The sequence below is a fragment of the Arcticibacterium sp. SM2516 genome (assembly GCF_057914865.1).
In genome coordinates this window covers 1,519,946-1,536,225 of record NZ_CP195290.1, presented here as the reverse complement: position 1 = coordinate 1,536,225, position 16,280 = coordinate 1,519,946, and the positions used below count along the sequence as shown (strand labels likewise).

17 protein-coding genes and 1 tRNA gene are annotated in these 16,280 nt (G+C 37.2%); 5 read left to right on the top strand and 13 right to left on the bottom strand.

Annotation, left to right across the window (positions count from 1 at the left end):
• Positions 1–8: 8 nt before the first annotated feature.
• Positions 9–626 (top strand): LysM peptidoglycan-binding domain-containing protein, encoded by a 618-nt coding sequence (locus ACSBFT_RS06350; RefSeq protein ID WP_489603958.1) that lies wholly within the window; start codon positions 9–11, stop codon positions 624–626.
• Between the two features lie 4 nt (positions 627–630).
• Here ACSBFT_RS06350 and ACSBFT_RS06345 read toward each other — a convergent pair whose 3' ends face one another.
• Together ACSBFT_RS06345 and ACSBFT_RS06340 are read right to left on the bottom strand one after the other, a co-directional pair.
• The gene (locus ACSBFT_RS06345) at positions 631–894 is read right to left on the bottom strand and encodes a hypothetical protein (RefSeq protein WP_463045782.1); all 264 of its coding nucleotides are present in this window, start codon (positions 892–894) and stop codon (positions 631–633) included.
• Entirely contained in the window at positions 891–1,547 is a 657-nt protein-coding gene (locus ACSBFT_RS06340) for a lipoprotein signal peptidase (RefSeq protein WP_463045783.1), read from the bottom strand. The genes ACSBFT_RS06345 and ACSBFT_RS06340 overlap by 4 nt, the downstream gene beginning before the upstream one ends.
• A 210-nt stretch (positions 1,548–1,757) precedes the next feature.
• Here ACSBFT_RS06340 and ACSBFT_RS06335 point away from each other — a divergent pair, with 210 nt between their 5' ends.
• The gene (locus ACSBFT_RS06335) at positions 1,758–2,852 is read left to right on the top strand and encodes a chorismate mutase (RefSeq protein WP_463045784.1); all 1,095 of its coding nucleotides are present in this window, start codon (positions 1,758–1,760) and stop codon (positions 2,850–2,852) included.
• 87 nt (positions 2,853–2,939) lie between these two features.
• Here the strand turns inward: ACSBFT_RS06335 and ACSBFT_RS06330 are convergent, their stop codons facing one another.
• On the bottom strand, positions 2,940–3,179 hold the full coding sequence (locus tag ACSBFT_RS06330; protein ID WP_463045785.1) for a hypothetical protein: 240 nt from the start codon (positions 3,177–3,179) through the stop codon (positions 2,940–2,942).
• 3 nt (positions 3,180–3,182) lie between these two features.
• Here ACSBFT_RS06330 and ACSBFT_RS06325 point away from each other — a divergent pair, with 3 nt between their 5' ends.
• Positions 3,183–4,220, top strand: coding sequence for a tetratricopeptide repeat protein (locus ACSBFT_RS06325; RefSeq protein ID WP_489603957.1), 1,038 nt, complete (start codon positions 3,183–3,185; stop codon positions 4,218–4,220).
• Positions 4,221–4,449: 229 nt separating this feature from the next.
• Here the strand turns inward: ACSBFT_RS06325 and ACSBFT_RS06320 are convergent, their stop codons facing one another.
• Positions 4,450–5,679, bottom strand: a complete 1,230-nt coding sequence (locus tag ACSBFT_RS06320; RefSeq protein ID WP_489603956.1) for an MDR family MFS transporter — start codon at positions 5,677–5,679, stop codon at positions 4,450–4,452.
• 309 nt (positions 5,680–5,988) lie between these two features.
• On the opposite strand from ACSBFT_RS06320, the gene ACSBFT_RS06315 reads away from it, so the two are divergent.
• Complete coding sequence (locus ACSBFT_RS06315; protein ID WP_463045788.1) at positions 5,989–6,540, top strand: hypothetical protein; 552 nt, start codon at positions 5,989–5,991, stop codon at positions 6,538–6,540.
• Positions 6,541–6,669: 129 nt separating this feature from the next.
• Here ACSBFT_RS06315 and menD read toward each other — a convergent pair whose 3' ends face one another.
• The 6 genes from menD to ACSBFT_RS06285 form a co-directional block, all read right to left on the bottom strand.
• Positions 6,670–8,316 carry a 2-succinyl-5-enolpyruvyl-6-hydroxy-3-cyclohexene-1-carboxylic-acid synthase gene (menD, locus tag ACSBFT_RS06310; protein ID WP_489603955.1) on the bottom strand — a complete coding sequence of 549 codons (1,647 nt, stop codon included), beginning with the start codon at positions 8,314–8,316 and terminating at the stop codon, positions 6,670–6,672.
• Between the two features lie 108 nt (positions 8,317–8,424).
• Positions 8,425–9,288, bottom strand: coding sequence for a sigma-70 family RNA polymerase sigma factor (locus ACSBFT_RS06305; RefSeq protein WP_111369981.1), 864 nt, complete (start codon positions 9,286–9,288; stop codon positions 8,425–8,427).
• Positions 9,289–9,379: 91 nt separating this feature from the next.
• A complete protein-coding gene (gene pnp, locus ACSBFT_RS06300) occupies positions 9,380–11,515 on the bottom strand; it encodes a polyribonucleotide nucleotidyltransferase (RefSeq protein WP_463045790.1) in 2,136 nt (711 codons plus the stop codon).
• Positions 11,516–11,648: 133 nt separating this feature from the next.
• Positions 11,649–11,924 carry a 30S ribosomal protein S15 gene (gene rpsO, locus ACSBFT_RS06295; RefSeq protein WP_463045791.1) on the bottom strand — a complete coding sequence of 92 codons (276 nt, stop codon included), beginning with the start codon at positions 11,922–11,924 and terminating at the stop codon, positions 11,649–11,651.
• Between the two features lie 64 nt (positions 11,925–11,988).
• Positions 11,989–13,482 (bottom strand): LptF/LptG family permease, encoded by a 1,494-nt coding sequence (locus tag ACSBFT_RS06290; protein ID WP_489603954.1) that lies wholly within the window; start codon positions 13,480–13,482, stop codon positions 11,989–11,991.
• Between the two features lie 73 nt (positions 13,483–13,555).
• Positions 13,556–13,933, bottom strand: coding sequence for an START-like domain-containing protein (locus tag ACSBFT_RS06285; RefSeq protein WP_463046090.1), 378 nt, complete (start codon positions 13,931–13,933; stop codon positions 13,556–13,558).
• Positions 13,934–14,078: 145 nt separating this feature from the next.
• Here ACSBFT_RS06285 and ACSBFT_RS06280 point away from each other — a divergent pair.
• A tRNA-Met gene (locus tag ACSBFT_RS06280) sits at positions 14,079–14,152 on the top strand.
• 35 nt (positions 14,153–14,187) lie between these two features.
• On the opposite strand, the gene holA is transcribed toward ACSBFT_RS06280, so the two are convergent.
• The 3 genes from holA to ACSBFT_RS06265 are packed head-to-tail and all read right to left on the bottom strand — an operon-like array spanning position 14,188 to position 16,279.
• The gene (holA, locus tag ACSBFT_RS06275) at positions 14,188–15,207 is read right to left on the bottom strand and encodes a DNA polymerase III subunit delta (RefSeq protein WP_463046091.1); all 1,020 of its coding nucleotides are present in this window, start codon (positions 15,205–15,207) and stop codon (positions 14,188–14,190) included.
• A gap of 2 nt (positions 15,208–15,209) precedes the next feature.
• Entirely contained in the window at positions 15,210–15,809 is a 600-nt protein-coding gene (locus tag ACSBFT_RS06270) for an acyl carrier protein phosphodiesterase (RefSeq protein ID WP_489603953.1), read from the bottom strand.
• Entirely contained in the window at positions 15,806–16,279 is a 474-nt protein-coding gene (locus tag ACSBFT_RS06265) for a deoxycytidylate deaminase (protein WP_463046093.1), read from the bottom strand. Before ACSBFT_RS06265 ends, ACSBFT_RS06270 begins: the two co-directional genes overlap by 4 nt.
• Between the last annotated feature and the right edge of the window lies 1 nt (position 16,280).

The following is a 16,280-nucleotide window of genomic DNA, read 5'->3' as shown; positions in this document are numbered from 1 at the left end:
TAAAAACTATGGAATTCGAAGACAGAAACAAAAAACCAGAAGAACCTGCTAAAAACCTTCCTATGGCAGTGCTGATCACTCTTGTTGGGGTGGTTTGTTTATTACTTTATGTGGGTTGGCAAATGATTTCGGATGATGCTTCCAATGTGAGTGACCTCACACCACAGACAGAGATTATTGCAGAGCCAGAAAAAATAAGTGCGGAAGAATTTGAAGAAGCTACTCAGATAATTGAAGAAGAAAGTATTCCTGACGTGGCGGTTGCGGTGACTGAACCTGCAAAGAAAGAAACGGCTAAAGAAGTAGAGATTCCTGCTGGAGGAAAAACAGCCTCTCACGCTATTGCCAAAGGTGAAACGCTTTTTTCTATAGCCAACAGATATAATCTATCGCTGAATACTTTAAAAGCAGCAAATCCAAATACAAGTGCAGAGAGTTTGAAAGAAGGAGCAAAACTCAATATTCCAGTATTAGCTATTCACACCGTAGGCCCAGGAGATATTTTAAGAGTAGTTGGTGGAAAATATGGTGTTACCGTTAAAGCTATTATGGCCGCAAACGGCAAAACCAAGAACTATGCTGCAAGAGGTGAAAAGTTAATTATCCCTTTTAAAGAGACTAAGTAAATTCTTACTTAGATCCGTAAACATATACCATTAGGCCAATGGCCAAAACACTCAGGGCTAGTAAAATATAGCTCTGAGTTTTTTTTGTTCTATCAGATGTTATAAAAAGAACATACACCTGTAGCAAAACAGAAATCCCACCTGTTATAGCGATTATAATCTTTTGAATAAATGGAAAGGCTATTTGTGCTGGTAAGAATATCATGACAAAAGTCAATATGATTATGGAAGCACTTATTCCTTTAATTTTTTTATCTGTAGTTGTCATTTGTTGTCAGTCAAAGAGTCAATTATTTCTGAATTATTTGTTTCCTCAAGCTCAGGGCCGTTGGAATGGTTTTCTATTGTATTATCAATAAAAGATTTTTGGAAAATTAAAATGGCTACAACACCGCAGAAAATACAGGCATCTGCAAAATTGAAAATCGGTGTATTATTATATGTGCCACCAAGAACAGGAATCCAATCTGGCCAATATCCGTCTAAACCGTAAGCGTAAAACATGTCAATCACTTGACCATGAAACCAAGGTGTGGAAGCGTCAAAAGGTGCATTGTTTAAGAAAACACCATAGAACGTACTATCTAGAACATTTCCTATAGCTCCAGCAAGAATAGCCGCTAGGCACCATAATAAACCTTGGTGCGTATTTTTCTTAGATAATTGTGCCAAATACCAAGCAATGACACCCATCGCTACCAATCTGAACAAGGTTAAAGCAAGTTTGCCATATTCTCCTCCTAATTCCATTCCAAAAGCCATGCCTTTGTTTGTAATGTAGTGAAGTTTAAAAAATCCAGGAATGATGTCAATCTCACCGAAATGATTTGGAATGACCTCAAAATGCATCCAAAGCTTAATGGCTTGATCTACAATAATGAGAATAAATGCGAATAAAAAGTACTTTAATGCTGATTTCATGTATTGCTTATAATCCGTGATTCCATGCTTTTCTTTAAAACAAACGCAAAATAAATGTTTTTCCTGCTAGTAACATAGTTTTTTGAATTGCATTAGGATTTATTTTGGTTTTAATATCTTAACTTTACGACCTTAAAATTGATAGAGACAGAAATATACTCTGTTGGTTATAATAGGAATCTAGATAAGCGTAAGCTTGACAAACGAAAAATGAACGTAAAATTAAACACCGAGCCTCTAGAAAGTTGGATTGACACTGGAGGGAAACCATTAATTATTGCTGGACCTTGTAGTGCTGAAACTGAAGAACAATATCTTCAAACGGCAAGAGAGATTGCAAAAGAAGGCTATGCCCATGTTTTAAGAGCAGGCGTATGGAAACCACGTACACGTCCAGGTTCTTTTGAAGGCGTAGGTGAGGCCGCTTTACCTTGGTTGCAACAAGCAAAAAAGGAAACTGGGATGAAAACAGCTATTGAAGTAGCTACTCCAGAACACATTGAATTAGCATTGAAATATGATGTTGATATTCTTTGGTTGGGAGCAAGAACGACAGTAAACCCTTTTAACGTACAAGCTTTAGCGGATGCTTTGAAAGGAGTAGATGTACCTGTACTGATCAAAAACCCTATCAATCCAGATTTGGCTTTATGGGTTGGTGCTTTTGAGCGTATCAATGGTGCAGGTATTACTAAATTAGGTGCCATTCACAGAGGTTTTTCTAATGCTCAGGAAACGAAATATAGAAACTCTCCAATGTGGCAAATAGCGGTAGAATTTAAGTCTATTTTCCCTGACATTCCAATGATTGGTGACCCTAGTCATATTGCGGGTAAGCGTTCTTTATTGGCTGAAATTACACAGCGTTCTATGGATTTGAACTATGACGGTCTTATTATAGAGTCTCATAGAAATCCGGATGAGGCGTGGTCTGATGCTTCTCAGCAGCTTACTCCTGCAGCTTTGGGCGAAATGCTTAAAGGAATTGAATTTAGAAATGCTACTTACGGTGCAGATTTTCAAGATCAATTGGAAACACTTAGAGGTAGATTAGATAATATAGACAGAGAACTTTTAGAGGTTTTAGCTTCTAGAATGGCTGTAGTAGAGCAATTAGGAGATTACAAAAGAGAAAACAACACTGCTGTTCTTCAGTTAGACCGTTGGAACCAAGTTCATGATTCTCGTGCTAAATGGGGAAAAGCTTTAAATCTTTATCCAGAAACGGTTGAAGAACTTTTCAAATTGATTCACATGGAGTCTATTAGAAAGCAAACGGAAGTAATGAATCAAACTGCGGTTTAATTCATCCGTTTTTAAGAAATATAAAAGGCTGCCTCATTTTGAGACAGCCTTTTGCTTTTTAAGAAGATTAGTTTAGGGCTTAGGCCCTTAATATTCGCTTAAAAGTTTGTTAAAATCTTCTGCCATTTCTTTAAAACGTTGAATAACGCTGGCATAAAAGGCATCTGTCAACATGGAAAGAACCTCTTCATCTCCACTGACATCCATTTCAGACACTTTAAATACCTGCTCTAAAAGGCCAGCTTCAAACTTTATAATATATTTGTTGTTAAACACATAAAGGGAAGTTTTACAATAGGAATTCGGTATATCTTTTACAAATCTCATAATATGAATTGGTTTCAAAAGAGCCTGAGAACAGGCACTTTATTAATTATATTAGGCTCCATTTTAGCCTGTGGCAACAAAAATAAGACAGAAGCCTCGGAGTTTTTTGAACGCGGCAATTTTCATTTCAAAAAAAATGAAACAGAAAGAGCTTTAGAGCTATTTACAGAGGCCATAGAAAAAGTCCCTGATTTTGCAGATGCATATAATAATCGTGGCTTATGTTTTGAAAAACTAGGGAATATAGAAAAGGCTAGAAATGATTATAGGAAAGCAGTAGAATTAGATGATACCTTTTCACAAGCCAAATTAAACTTGGCTGCTGCACAAATTAATTTAGGTGAACTGAAGGAGAGTGAGCAGATACTGCAAAATCTGGCTCCCTCCTATGCAGATTCCTCAAAGTTTTATGATTTAAGAGGCAAGTATTATATTCAGGCTTATAACCCTGATGCCGCGATTAATGATTTTCAGAAATCTTTAGAATTGAGTCCTTTTAATTTTGAAACATTAACTAATCTAGGTTACGCGTTCTATCAGAAAAGAGATTTTGATAACGCCAAAGAGGCTTTTATTTCCGTCATTTCTGAGCAGCCAGATTTTGCGTTTGCTTTAAATAATCTCAGTGCCACTTTTGCTCAATTAGCCGACTGGGATGAAGCCTTAGTTTACTCTCAAAAAGCCATTAATCTTCAAGCCAACGAAGTTACATTTATCAATACGCATGCATTAAACTTATTAGAAAATAATAAAGTGAAAGATGCTGCTGCTTTTGTGGAACAGGCTTTGAAGCTTCAGCCAGACAATGCCTATTCTTTGCGTAATTCAGCAATATTGGATATTAAAACGGAAAACTTAAGCAAAGCCAAGACCATTTTAACTTCCGTTGAAAAAAGTAATCCTGAAGTTGAGTTTCTTTATTATTATCTAGGGATCTTGGAAGATAAGATGGGAAATAAAAGTGCAGCTTGCTCCTTTTTTAAAAGAGGAGCTCTATTAGGAGATCTAAGATCAGAAAATGAATACAAGCGTTGTCCTTAAACCCGCTTTATGCATTAAGCAATCTCCTGATTTTATCGGGACCGGAGCTAAATTGCTTCAAATTAGTATACTTTGTCAGGCTCAGCACAGGCTACACCCATTTAAACTCAATCACCATAGCCCTTCGACATTAGCTCAGGGTAAACGCTATGCTAATTACCTTTAATTATCTGATTTATTGTACTTTAAATACTAATAACGATTCCCCAACGCATAATCCAGGTTAAAATTAGCTTTTACTCAATATCTTTTCTTGTTCCACCACTTTTATGAGCCAGAAAGATAGCATAACAGTCAGAAGGCCTAAGGCACTTATGATACCGAAATTTATGGCGTAGCCATATCTGGAAACCATGTCTAAGCCAAGTTTTGGACTTATTATATGTGCTAATGCAAACGACATAGAATATAGAGCCATGTATCTGCCTTCGTTTCCTTTCTTGGCTCTTTTCATGGCAAAGGCGTTGGTGTAAGGAAATCCTATCATTTCTCCGAGCGTAATCAAAATCATACTTATCACCAATATTCCTGCCCAAGCTTTTACCAAAAGTACCAGGAAACTCAGCATAACCAGGATAGCACTGATATAAATGAGTTTAGTTTCTGGAATTTTCCTTTTTTCAATCCAATTTACCATAGGCATTTCAAATAGCACTATCAGGAGTCCGTTTAGGAAAAACAATAAGCCGGTATCAAACTCCGTAAGGTTAAACTGCTCTTTATGGTAGAGTGGCATGGTGGTGAAAATTTGAAAAAAGATAACACCGATTAGAAAGCTAATACTTAGAAAAATCCAATAAGGCTTATCTTTATAAACGGCTGCTTCGATGTCTAGAAGCTTAATTTCTTCTTTGGTTTTTCTTCTCCCCACCTTTTCTTTAACCAATATCCTGAACAGAACGATAGATACAATGCATGTAAGCCCGTCTATCCAGAAGAGCATATCATATCCACTGGCAATAATGATAATACCGGCCATGGTTGGACCAATTACAAAACCCAAATTAATGGCTAGTCGTATTAAAGTCAAAGAGCGTGTACGGTTTTCAGGTTTACTGTAAGTATTTAGCGAAACAAACATGGCAGGCCTAAACATATCGGCTACGCTCATCACCAAGAAAATACTAGCACATAAACCCCAAAATGAATCAACAAACTGAAGGAAAATAAATAGAACTCCAGAGATGAGTAAACTCCAGATCATAACTTTATAGAAACCAATTCGGTCTGTTAATTTACCTCCAAGCCATGCTCCTACAAAAGAACCAATACCAAAGCAGACCATAATCCATCCTACTTCTCCATAAGAAAAATGCAAATCTTCTTTTAAGTATTTTGAAAGGAAAGGTAAAATCATGGTACCTGCTCTATTGATAAAAGTTACCAAAGCCAGCCACCATACCTCTTTAGACAATCCTTTAAATGCTTCTAGATATAAATCCGTCGTTTTCTTTAACATGGTATTAAACTAAAAAATCCAGCTGTGAGCTGGAATACATAAAAACAAATACAATATTTTTAATATCATCCTCGCATATAGTTATCCCTAATATTCTTGACAGAATATTTTTTGCAGGTCTCCATAAGTTTAGATTGATTTTTCACGCTTCAAAGCTAAAGGAATTTAATAGACTAAATGAAAGGTTTAGCTGAAAAGTTTATAGGGGAGGGAATTACAATGCAGCATCCAATTTCCCATAAAAGATTTAGTCTTGCTGGAACAACTATTTTCTACTTTTAAGCATCCTTATAAAAACAACACAAGCACATGAAATCACTCCTTATCGTACTACTTGGAATTCTAAGCACTTCATCTTTATTTTCACAGGATCTGCTTGTGAAAGAAAAACCATCCCAGATTTTAAGTTTTCAGCCTATTGTTATTGGTGCGTATGCAGAGGATGGCGTCATGGGAATTGGCGTTTCCTATGAAAGGGAAATTACTTCTAAAATGGCATGGCAACTGCCCATTCAATATTATTTTGCAGAAGTTGGCTATGAAGGATTTGGTATCTCCCCTACTTTAAAACTTTATCCATTTGGAATGGATAGAACGGTTTCTTGGAGTATTGGACCTGGTTTAAGATATTCTTTGGTGAAGGGCAACTATTATTATTATGATGGATATTATGATCCAAATTATCCTCCTTCTTATCAGTCAGACGATTATCAGAGCGTTTTTGGTTTTGAGGTTCAAAGTGGACTAGGTATTAATATTGACCGCTTTAACTTTGGTATAAACTCTTCTTTAGGCCTGAATTATACGCAAGGTATTACAGGGACTTTTATCAATACCATGACTTTGGGTATTAGGTTTTAATTATAGTACTCTTCGTATAAAAAGGAAAGACTTCTAGAAATGGAGGTCTTTTTTTGTTCCAATGCATAAACCGGGATTAAAATAGAGCATTTACGGATTTTTTGATGTGTTACAATCTCTAATTTGAATTTAATTAAAAAAAGATTTAAAAACCTTCACATTGTTATCATAATCCGTAAAAACCTCCAAAATAGATGTATCTTTTGTATTCAAGAATTCAGAAAGCTTCAAGGCTATTTCTTCTTGATTTTTGATACTGAAATAAGTTAAACCGTATTCTTCTGCTATTAAATCAGCCTTGTTTGGTTGTTCCGTTCTGAAAAAGTCTTTAAAAGCGTCTTGCTTTTGAGGTCCATCTATCATGTTGAAGATAATTCCTCCAGCATTATTAAGGATGATGATTTTAAGATTCACTGGCAAATACCTGTTCCACAGAGCATTTTTGTCGTATTGAAAGCTTAAGTCGCCCAAAATACAATAAACGTTTTTATCTGTAGTCAAAGCCTGCCCTACTGCGGTGCTTAAAGAGCCGTCTATGCCGCTTGTCCCTCGGTTACAGTAAATCATAACACTTGGGTCTATAAATGTCTGTAAAGCATTAATATAGCGTATACTCATGCTGTTTCCAGCGTGGATAACGCTTCCTTCTGGAATTTGGGCTAAGACTTCTTTTAATACATGAAATTCAGAGAATACAGGCTTTTCGAAAAAGGACTTGATATCCGTATTGGCCTTATTTTCTAAGGTGTGCCAAGCGTTTTGATAAGAGTTATCTACTGCAACGAATGGACTTAAGGACAATTGTTCAAAAAATGTCTGAGGAGCCATTTCAACTTTCTTCGTCAGAGACCTAAAGGGATCAATAAAAGCAGGATTATCCTGAATATGCCAGTGTTCCTTTATTTCTCCGTTTCTTAAAAGCAATTTCAAAGATTTTGAAATCAAAGACATATCAGTACTTAAAAGTAAATCGGGTGCTAGGTGCTCCTTTTCAGCATGCTTTAAAAATTGATCATGATTTTTAATTCCATCATCTACATTGGCAATGGTGTCTGCCACTAAAACAAAACCAAACTTTTCTGCAAAAGCTACCGCCTGCTTTTTTACAGTTTCATTATGCTGCTGGCCTATAACTAAAAGTCTCTTCGGATACTTTAATAAAGTTTCCGTAAAATTCGGCAAGTCTATGGTATTATTTGATTTTAAAGCTGGGCTTAGCTCCCATTCTTGTTTTATTTCGGAAATGGAATCTGGATAAAATGGCTCCCGAATAGGAATATTGATATGAACAGGACCCAGTGGCCTAGACTGACAAATGTTTATAGCCCTATTACTGATTTTTGCGGCTGCAGTCAATGCTTCTTCATTTTGGTCGGGAGACCATGAAAAAGAACCTTTAACATGCTTTCCGTACAAGTTTTCTTGAAAAATAGTCTGCCCATCGTATTGATGCACCCATTCTGGTGGTCTATCAGCCGTGAGTACCAATAAAGGAATTTCTTGAAAATAGGACTCTGCCACGGAGGGGGCAAAATTTAATGCGGCTGTTCCAGAAGTACAAATGATGATACTCGGCTTTCCCGATTGTAAAGCCATCCCCAAGGCAATATAGCCCGCAGAACGTTCGTCTGAAATACTGTAACATTTTAGACCTTTTTGCTTGGTAAAAGCTATGGTAAGAGCGGCGTTCCTGCTGCCTGGACAAATGATTACGTTTTCTATGCCTTTCTGAAGGCATAATCTAGCGAGCTGCTGAAAAGGTTCTAGTTTGGTCATAAAAAAAAGGCACTCGAAACGAGTGCCTTCAAATTTAGCTATTATGTTACTTAGACCGAAGATTGATTATAAAATCTTTAATCTCGAGTCTTTTGTCTTTAGGTTTAATTAACCCAAATAGGCTTTTAAAGCTTTACTTCTAGAAGTTTGTCTTAAACGTCTGATGGCTTTTTCTTTGATCTGACGAACACGCTCACGAGTTAAATTGAATTTTTCACCAATTTCCTCAAGCGTCATCGCCTGCTCACCATTCAGTCCGAAATAATACATAATTACTTCTGCTTCTCTCTGCGTAAGTGTAGAAAGGGCTCTTAAAACCTCCCTTCTTAAAGAATCTGCCATTAGTTCAGAATCCGGCTTTTCCTCCATATCATTCTCCAATACGTCTAAAAGGCTATTTTCTTCACCTTGAACGAATGGAGCATCTACTGATACGTGTCTACCAGAAATCTTCATGGTATCTACCACTTCTTTGGCAGTAATCTCTAAAACTTCAGCCAATTCTTCTGGAGAAGGCTCTCTTTCGAAGTGTTGCTCTAGTTCAGAGTACTTCTTAGAGATTTTGTTCAATGAACCTACACGGTTCAAAGGCAAACGAACAATACGAGATTGTTCTGCCAAAGCCTGAAGGATAGACTGACGAATCCACCATACAGCGTAAGAAATAAATTTGAAACCTCTTGTTTCATCGAATCTTTGGGCTGCTTTTATTAAGCCTAAGTTACCTTCATTAATCAAATCGCCTAATGAAAGGCCTTGATTTTGGTACTGTTTTGCCACCGAGACAACGAAACGCAAGTTTGCTTTAGTAAGCCTTTCAAGAGACAGTTGATCACCTTCACGAATTTTCTGAGCCAGCGTTACTTCCTCATCAGGAGTAAGCAAGTCCACTTTACCAATTTCTTGTAAATACTTATCAAGAGATTGGCTCTCGCGATTGGTAATCTGTTTACTGATTTTTAGTTGTCTCATATTGCTTTATTTGTTTCAATCCTACTTATATATTTAGCGATTGTATAAAAGAACAACACTAATTGCCCTTTTATTGTTCGCTTAATTTTTGCTATTTAGATTCAGCTCTTTCTGGTCTAGGAAGTAAAACCTTTCTAGAGAGTCTGTACTTACCTGTTTTTCTGTCTACTTCTGTAAGCTTAACCTGAATTTCTTCGCCAGACTCCAAAACACCATCCATAGAAGGAAGACGCTCCCAAGAAATCTCAGAAATATGTAGTAAACCTTCTTTACCAGGTAAGAACTCCACAAAAGCACCAAATGGCTGAATAGATTTAACTTTAGCATCATAAACTGTACCAACCTCAGGTACCGCTACTATGCCTTTAATTCTATTTACCGCATCGTTCATGCTATCTCCACTTGTCGCGAAAATAGAAATGACACCTTGGTTACCTACTTCTTCAATATTGATAGTAGCACCCGTTTCACGCTGCATTTCTTGAATCACTTTTCCACCAGGTCCGATAATGGCACCGATAAATTCTCTATCGATAGTCATTTTATGAGCACGAGGAGCATGAGATTTCATCTCTTCTCTTACGCCACCCATAGCTTCTTTCATCTTTCCTAAGATATGAAGTCTACCGTCTTTGGCTTGAGCCAATGCTTGCTCTACGATTTCAAAAGAAAGACCTTCTACTTTAATGTCCATTTGACAAGCCACGATACCTTTTTCAGTACCTGTAACTTTAAAGTCCATGTCTCCTAAATGATCTTCATCACCTAAAATATCAGATAAAACCGCCCATTTTCCAGAAGCCGTATCTGTAATAAGACCCATGGCAATACCAGAAACTGGAGCCTTAATCTTAATACCAGCGTCCATAAGCGATAAACATCCAGCACATACCGTTGCCATAGAAGAAGAACCATTAGATTCTAATATGTCTGAAACGATACGAACAGTGTATGGGTTTTCCTCTTCAGAAGGCATTACTTTAGCCAATGAACGTTGAGCCAAGTTACCATGACCAATTTCACGACGAGATGCTCCTCTGTTTGGTTTTACTTCACCTGTAGAGAAACCTGGGAAGTTATAATGTAAATAGAACTTAGAATAACCAGAAAACATGGTCTGGTCAATCAACTGCTCATCTAATTTTGTTCCTACTGTAGTGGTAGAAAGAGATTGAGTTTCTCCTCTAGTGAAAAGAGCAGAACCATGAGCACCCGGAAGGTAATCTACCTCACACTCAATAGGTCTAATTTCAGTTAAAGCTCTTCCGTCTAATCTTTTTCTCTCGTTTAATACAAGGTCTCTAGACGCTTTGTACTTAACTTCAGAGAAATATTTTCCAACTAAGTCTAAATTAACTTCTTCTTCTGCCTCTTCAAATTTGGCGATATAAGCATCCAAAATAGCTTTATAGCCATCTCTTCTACCATCTTTTCCTGTTCCTAAAGCTCCTACAGCATAAACCTGATCATAAAGGTCTGCCATTACTTTGGCTTCTAGAGCTTCATCGTTAGTCTCATGAGAGTATTCTCTTTTAACTGTGGCACCTACGGCTGCAGCTAAGGCAATTTGAGATGCACAATGAACTTTGATAGCATCGTGGCCTACTTTGATGGCTTCAATCATTTCAAGTTCTGAAACTTCGTCAGCTTCTCCCTCTACCATGTTGATATTATCTGCAGTACCTGCAATAATCAAATCCAAAGTAGCACCTTTTAATGCAGAAATATCAGGATTGATAACATAAGCACCATTGATTTTCGCAACTCTTACTTCAGATACAGGACCATTAAATGGAATGTCTGAAACAGAAAGTGCTGCAGAGGCTGCTAAAGCCGCTAAAGCATCAGGAGATACTTCAGGATCCGAAGAAATCATAGAGATCATTACTTGAACGTCTGCATGATAATCTTTCGGGAATATTGGACGTAAAGCCCTATCTACTAATCTACAAATAAGTATTTCATTATCTGAAAGTCTTCCTTCTCTTCTTTGGAAGCTACCTGGAATTTTACCAGCAGCGGCAAACTTCTCTTGATAATCTACAGATAATGGGAGGAAATCTACGCCTTCTTTAGCCTCTTTTTTTGCAACTACAGTGGCTAGAAGCATGGCATTTCCACAACGTAAAACTACGGAACCGTCTGCTTGACGAGCTAATTTCCCTGTTTCGATTGTGATGTCTTTACTACCCGGCAATTGGATAGTTTGAGAATGTATTTTAAACATCTATTAATTTTTATATCGCATTTTCCGCTTTCTGATGCGATGATTTTATCCTATTCGTATTCCGCGGGGATAGTTAACACGTGTTAAAACAAAAAATGGGGAACCCCAATATAATTGGAGCCCCCTATTTTTTTTACTTACGAATTCCTAATTCAGCTATTATCGTTCTGTAACGATTGATATCTTTTTTCATAAGATACTTCAAAAGGCTACGACGCTTACCTACTAAGCCTAATAAGCCTTTCTGAGTGGAGTAATCCTTTTTGTGTTTCTTAAGATGCTCTGTTAAATGAGCGATTCTGTAAGTGAATAATGCAATTTGAGATTCCGCAGAACCAGTATCATTGCTTTTCTTTTGGAAACCTTTCGATTCGAAAATTCCCTCTTTCTTCTCCGAAGTTAAATACATAAGATGTTAACCTAGATTTAATGGTAATAAATAAAACAGCCGCAAAGATAGGCATTTTTTCACTTTAACCCGCTGATGGATTCGCTTTTATTTTATTTCTTCCGAATGCCAAATATGGTTTCAGTTTATCCCAATACTGTCTATATATATCTGAATCAAAGAGTCTTGCATCTTTGGTGGCTTTATTGAGCAGAAATAGACCCATTGTCATGAGGACCGCATCTGGTATCCATACCGCTATCACAACGGGCATTAGACCTTCTTTTGCATTTTTATCGGTAACCTGCATCATCACATAATAGAAAATGAAAAAGCTGATAGCAATAAGAACGGGCACACCAAAACCTCCTTTTTTAATAATGGTTCCTAAGGAAGCACCAATCAAAAACATGGCTAGACAAGCCACTGCAAAAGTGTAATTATGCCATCGCTCCACATCTGCACTGTACATCTCTCGCCTTTTTGAGCTTAACATAGCCGAATTGGTAGACAACTGGCTTTTGAAGCTTCTGGCAGAAGAAATGGCCACCGACCAGATTTCATTCATCCTGTTTCCGCTCTCTAGGGCTTTTATTTTTTCATCTATCCAAGGACCAGGAATTATCACTTTCAAGGTACTATCCCCAGAAACAGAATCTATATCATATTTAGCGGGGATTTTTTTAAACTGATAGTTGCTAAGGTTTTTAACCGAGGCAACTTGTGTTATGCTTTGCTTTTCAATTAATAATTTTGTGGAATCTATTTGCTCTTCAAGTTCCCTGACATTTTTCATGTAAGCGTGATACTTGAACTGATTTTCACTGGTTCTCTTCAAGTTGAAAGACTCCATGGAGAAAACCATCCTGTTTTTCTTGAATTTGTTCTTCATGAATGGCGTGTCGTTCATGCTTTGATCGCTCTTTTGCTCAGAATAGTTATAGCCATCATAAAGTTCTAAAACCAGATAAGATTCATCATGCATCATGTACATTCTACCAGAATCTGCCGTTGTAACGTTTTTGTTGCCATTTCTATCGGAGTGATCGTAAATGATTAAACCTTTCAAGGTTTCATTGTCCGGAAATTTTTCTTTGGCTTTAATGCTATAACCCGGTATTTCTCTATAAAAAATACCCTCTTGGATATTTAAAGCCACTTTCGTAGTTCTAATATCCCAAAGCAAAGAATAACCTTTTAGATTGGCCCATGGGGTCATTCTGTCGTTATAGAAGAAAGAAAAGATAGAAATCCCTACGGTGAAAACAAAAACAGGAAGTATAATCCTAGAAACAGGTACTCCAGCAGATTTTAAGGCAGTGAGTTCGGTATGCTCTCCCAAGTTCCCAAAGCTCATTAAAGCAGCCAGAAGGATAGAAAGAGGAAGTGCTGTGGGTACCGTAATTAAAGAAAAATAGGTGAAAAGTTTTCCAAAAGTGCTCATTTCTAGGTCTTTTCCTACAAAATCCTCAAAATATAGCATAAGAAACCTAAGCAAAAAAATAAACACTACTATTAGGGTGGTGAGTATAAATGGCCCAAGGAAATTCTTGATTACGAGTTTATCTATTTTAGTCATTCAAAACTTTCTAGATCTCAAAAGTCCGATAGAAAAACAGCACCTACAAGTCAATTTTGATTTTTTAAGAATATCAACCGCCAACGATGTCTTTTAAGTCTGCAATAAGACCGTCCCAAAGCTCCTGAAGCTCTTCCTCGTCTTCATTGTCTGACGTATCCGTTACTTCCAAATAGGTAGACCCATCCATTTCTCCCAAAACAAGCTTTAGCTCTAGGGAGTTGCCTTCATCATTTCCTAAGAAGTCGTATCTAGCAGATTTGTTTAACTTTTTATTTACTTGAGCAACATGTTTTACCCCGTCCCATACAATAATAAAGTTATGATTGGAGTCAATGGAAACATTGGTCGCAAACCACTGCTGCAACCCACCAGGAGTGCTGATATAGTTATAAATTACTTTTGGAGAAGTCTTAAAGGAGAATTCCGCGACAAACTTGTGTTTCGACATATGACACTCATATTTAATTTTTGACTAGTTAGCTTTTTAACATTAAGAATACAAGTTTCACAGGTTTTTTTTCTTTTTAAGATTTATTTCCAAAAGGTTTTGGTGGTAAAAAATCATTTCCTACATTTGCAGCCGGATTTGAAATGGCGGGGTAGCTCAGTTGGTTAGAGCGTCGGATTCATAACCCGGAGGTCAGGAGTTCAACTCTCCTTCCCGCTACAAAAAAAGCTTCCAAATTTTGGAAGCTTTTTCTTTTAATAAAGTATCTCATTTATTAAATCTTTATAGAGATCATCTGCCGTCTTTGTACCTACTTCAATCCCCTTAGAATACTTGTCTGCATTTCTTAAAGCAGCGATAATTTGCATCAATTTCCAGACAGGATAATTTTGGGCCGCTGTGGAGTAATCCTTTACAAAATAAGGATTTACCTTTAAAATCGTGGCTAAATTTGTCCCAGGTACAGTCTTACTTCCATGCACTAAAAGCACCTTGGAAAAGAAGTTATAAAGGATTAAAATAACCGGCTGTATAGGGTGATCTTTGGTGTTAGCAGAGAAGTAATTTACGATCTGAAAACTTTTTTTGACGTCCTTTATGGTGAGCGATTTTTGCAGCTCAAAGACATTATAATCCTTACTGATGCCTACATATTTCTCAATGGCATTGCCATCAATTTCTGCCCCTGCAGGTAAATTGATCAGCATCTTTTCTATCTCTTTTACTATCGCTTCGAGGTTATTGCCGATATGTTCAAAAAGTAATTGGGCTGCTTTTGGAGAAATTTTGTGTTTTTTTTCATTACAAATACCCTGGATAAAGTCGGGAACTTGGTTGTCGTAGAGCTTTTTAGCATTGACCATAAGACCATTTTTCTCAAAAGCTTTAACAAAAGCTTTCCTAACGTCCATGGCTTTCCCAAAAACCAACACTAAAATGGTACTCTTAAGCGGCTCGTTGGCATAGCTAGTGAGCATAGCCTGGGCGTCTTTATTTCCTATATCTTGAATTTGATCGGCATCTTTTATTAAAACCAGCTGCCTTTCTGCCATCATAGGAAATCTCCGGGCATTATTAAGTACCGCACCTACGGTTAGTTCTTTTCCAAAAAGTACAAATTCGTTAAAACCCTTTTCGTGCTCTGGAATAGCGACCTCAGAAATACGTTTGGCAATGGCATTGGGATAATAGGATTCTGCACCGTGCAGAAAATAAAGCGGTTGAAGATTTTCTGATTTGATATCAGCAAGTTCTTGTGAAAGTGATTTGGCCAAGGTTATGAATGACTGGTAATGTAATTTTGACAATAAATCTGCATGATGCTAAAAAAATCTTTGAATTTACCATCCAAGAAATCATAGTTTTCATGCATTAAAGGAATGCTCTTTAACATATCTGGACCCGATTTAATTCTAGCATTAAGCCCAGAGAATGATTTTTCTAAACCTTCATCAAATTCGTAACATTTTAACCAATCATGTTTTACCATGGAGTTAAAAAGCTGAATAAGATTTGGAGGCATAGCCGTTCTATACTTTTCAAGACTCAGATACACACGTTTTCTGAACAATTCAAAATCTTCGTCTGTAAACAGCTTCCAATTTTTTATCAAGAAATGGTCAAAAAGCACATCGACTACGATAGAAGCATATTTACCAAATTCCGGGTAGAAAAGGCTTTTACAGTCTTTAACAAGCTCATGTGTATCTGTTAAAGTGTCTATTCTTCTGTGAAGTTTAATGCCCACCTTAACGCGTTCGGAAAGGTGATTGTTTCTAGGGTGCTCCACCCTACCATGCATAAAGTCTTCTAATAAATTTCCAAAAAGTATGTCTTCGTCTTCTCCTGATAAAAATAAATGAGCTAGATAGTTCATGCGGCCTTAGGACTGTACTTCACTACTTCAATACCAAATTTTCTTAGAAACTCCACACCCTCATCTTCAGGAATGCCTTTGTATTCGGCATAAGAATCTAAGAAAAACACTTTCTTGATTTTCATGGAATAAATCACTCGGGCACAGGCAATGCAGGGAGATAGCGTAACATACATGGTAGCTCCTTCTACTTTTGCTCCATTTTTGGCAGCATAAAGAATGGCGTTCTGCTCTGCGTGCAATGCCAAAGAGCAGCTTCCCTTGGAGTCTCTTGGGCAGCCTTCGTCACCAAAGTCAGTATCGCAATTATGGGTTCCACTCGGAGGACCATTATACCCAATAGATATAATTCTGGTCTCATTGGTTAAGACGGCACCTACTTGTGCTTTCACGCAATGCGACCTTTGAGCCAAATTAATGGCCAATTCCATAAATATATCGTCAAAGTCTGGTTTAATTCTTCCTTTCATT

Excerpts from the sequence above, each read along its gene's own strand:
- ACSBFT_RS06350 (WP_489603958.1), top strand. The coding sequence starts at position 9 with ATGGAATTCGAAGACAGAAACAAAAAACCAGAAGAACCTGCTAAAAAC.
- ACSBFT_RS06345 (WP_463045782.1), bottom strand. The coding sequence starts at position 894 with ATGACAACTACAGATAAAAAAATTAAAGGAATAAGTGCTTCCATAATC.
- ACSBFT_RS06340 (WP_463045783.1), bottom strand. The coding sequence starts at position 1,547 with ATGAAATCAGCATTAAAGTACTTTTTATTCGCATTTATTCTCATTATT.
- ACSBFT_RS06335 (WP_463045784.1), top strand. The coding sequence starts at position 1,758 with ATGAACGTAAAATTAAACACCGAGCCTCTAGAAAGTTGGATTGACACT.
- ACSBFT_RS06330 (WP_463045785.1), bottom strand. The coding sequence starts at position 3,179 with ATGAGATTTGTAAAAGATATACCGAATTCCTATTGTAAAACTTCCCTT.
- ACSBFT_RS06325 (WP_489603957.1), top strand. The coding sequence starts at position 3,183 with ATGAATTGGTTTCAAAAGAGCCTGAGAACAGGCACTTTATTAATTATA.
- ACSBFT_RS06320 (WP_489603956.1), bottom strand. The coding sequence starts at position 5,679 with ATGTTAAAGAAAACGACGGATTTATATCTAGAAGCATTTAAAGGATTG.
- ACSBFT_RS06315 (WP_463045788.1), top strand. The coding sequence starts at position 5,989 with ATGAAATCACTCCTTATCGTACTACTTGGAATTCTAAGCACTTCATCT.
- menD (WP_489603955.1), bottom strand. The coding sequence starts at position 8,316 with ATGACCAAACTAGAACCTTTTCAGCAGCTCGCTAGATTATGCCTTCAG.
- ACSBFT_RS06305 (WP_111369981.1), bottom strand. The coding sequence starts at position 9,288 with ATGAGACAACTAAAAATCAGTAAACAGATTACCAATCGCGAGAGCCAA.
- pnp (WP_463045790.1), bottom strand. The coding sequence starts at position 11,515 with ATGTTTAAAATACATTCTCAAACTATCCAATTGCCGGGTAGTAAAGAC.
- rpsO (WP_463045791.1), bottom strand. The coding sequence starts at position 11,924 with ATGTATTTAACTTCGGAGAAGAAAGAGGGAATTTTCGAATCGAAAGGT.
- ACSBFT_RS06290 (WP_489603954.1), bottom strand. The coding sequence starts at position 13,482 with ATGACTAAAATAGATAAACTCGTAATCAAGAATTTCCTTGGGCCATTT.
- ACSBFT_RS06285 (WP_463046090.1), bottom strand. The coding sequence starts at position 13,933 with ATGTCGAAACACAAGTTTGTCGCGGAATTCTCCTTTAAGACTTCTCCA.
- ACSBFT_RS06270 (WP_489603953.1), bottom strand. The coding sequence starts at position 15,809 with ATGAACTATCTAGCTCATTTATTTTTATCAGGAGAAGACGAAGACATA.
- ACSBFT_RS06265 (WP_463046093.1), bottom strand. The coding sequence starts at position 16,279 with ATGAAAGGAAGAATTAAACCAGACTTTGACGATATATTTATGGAATTG.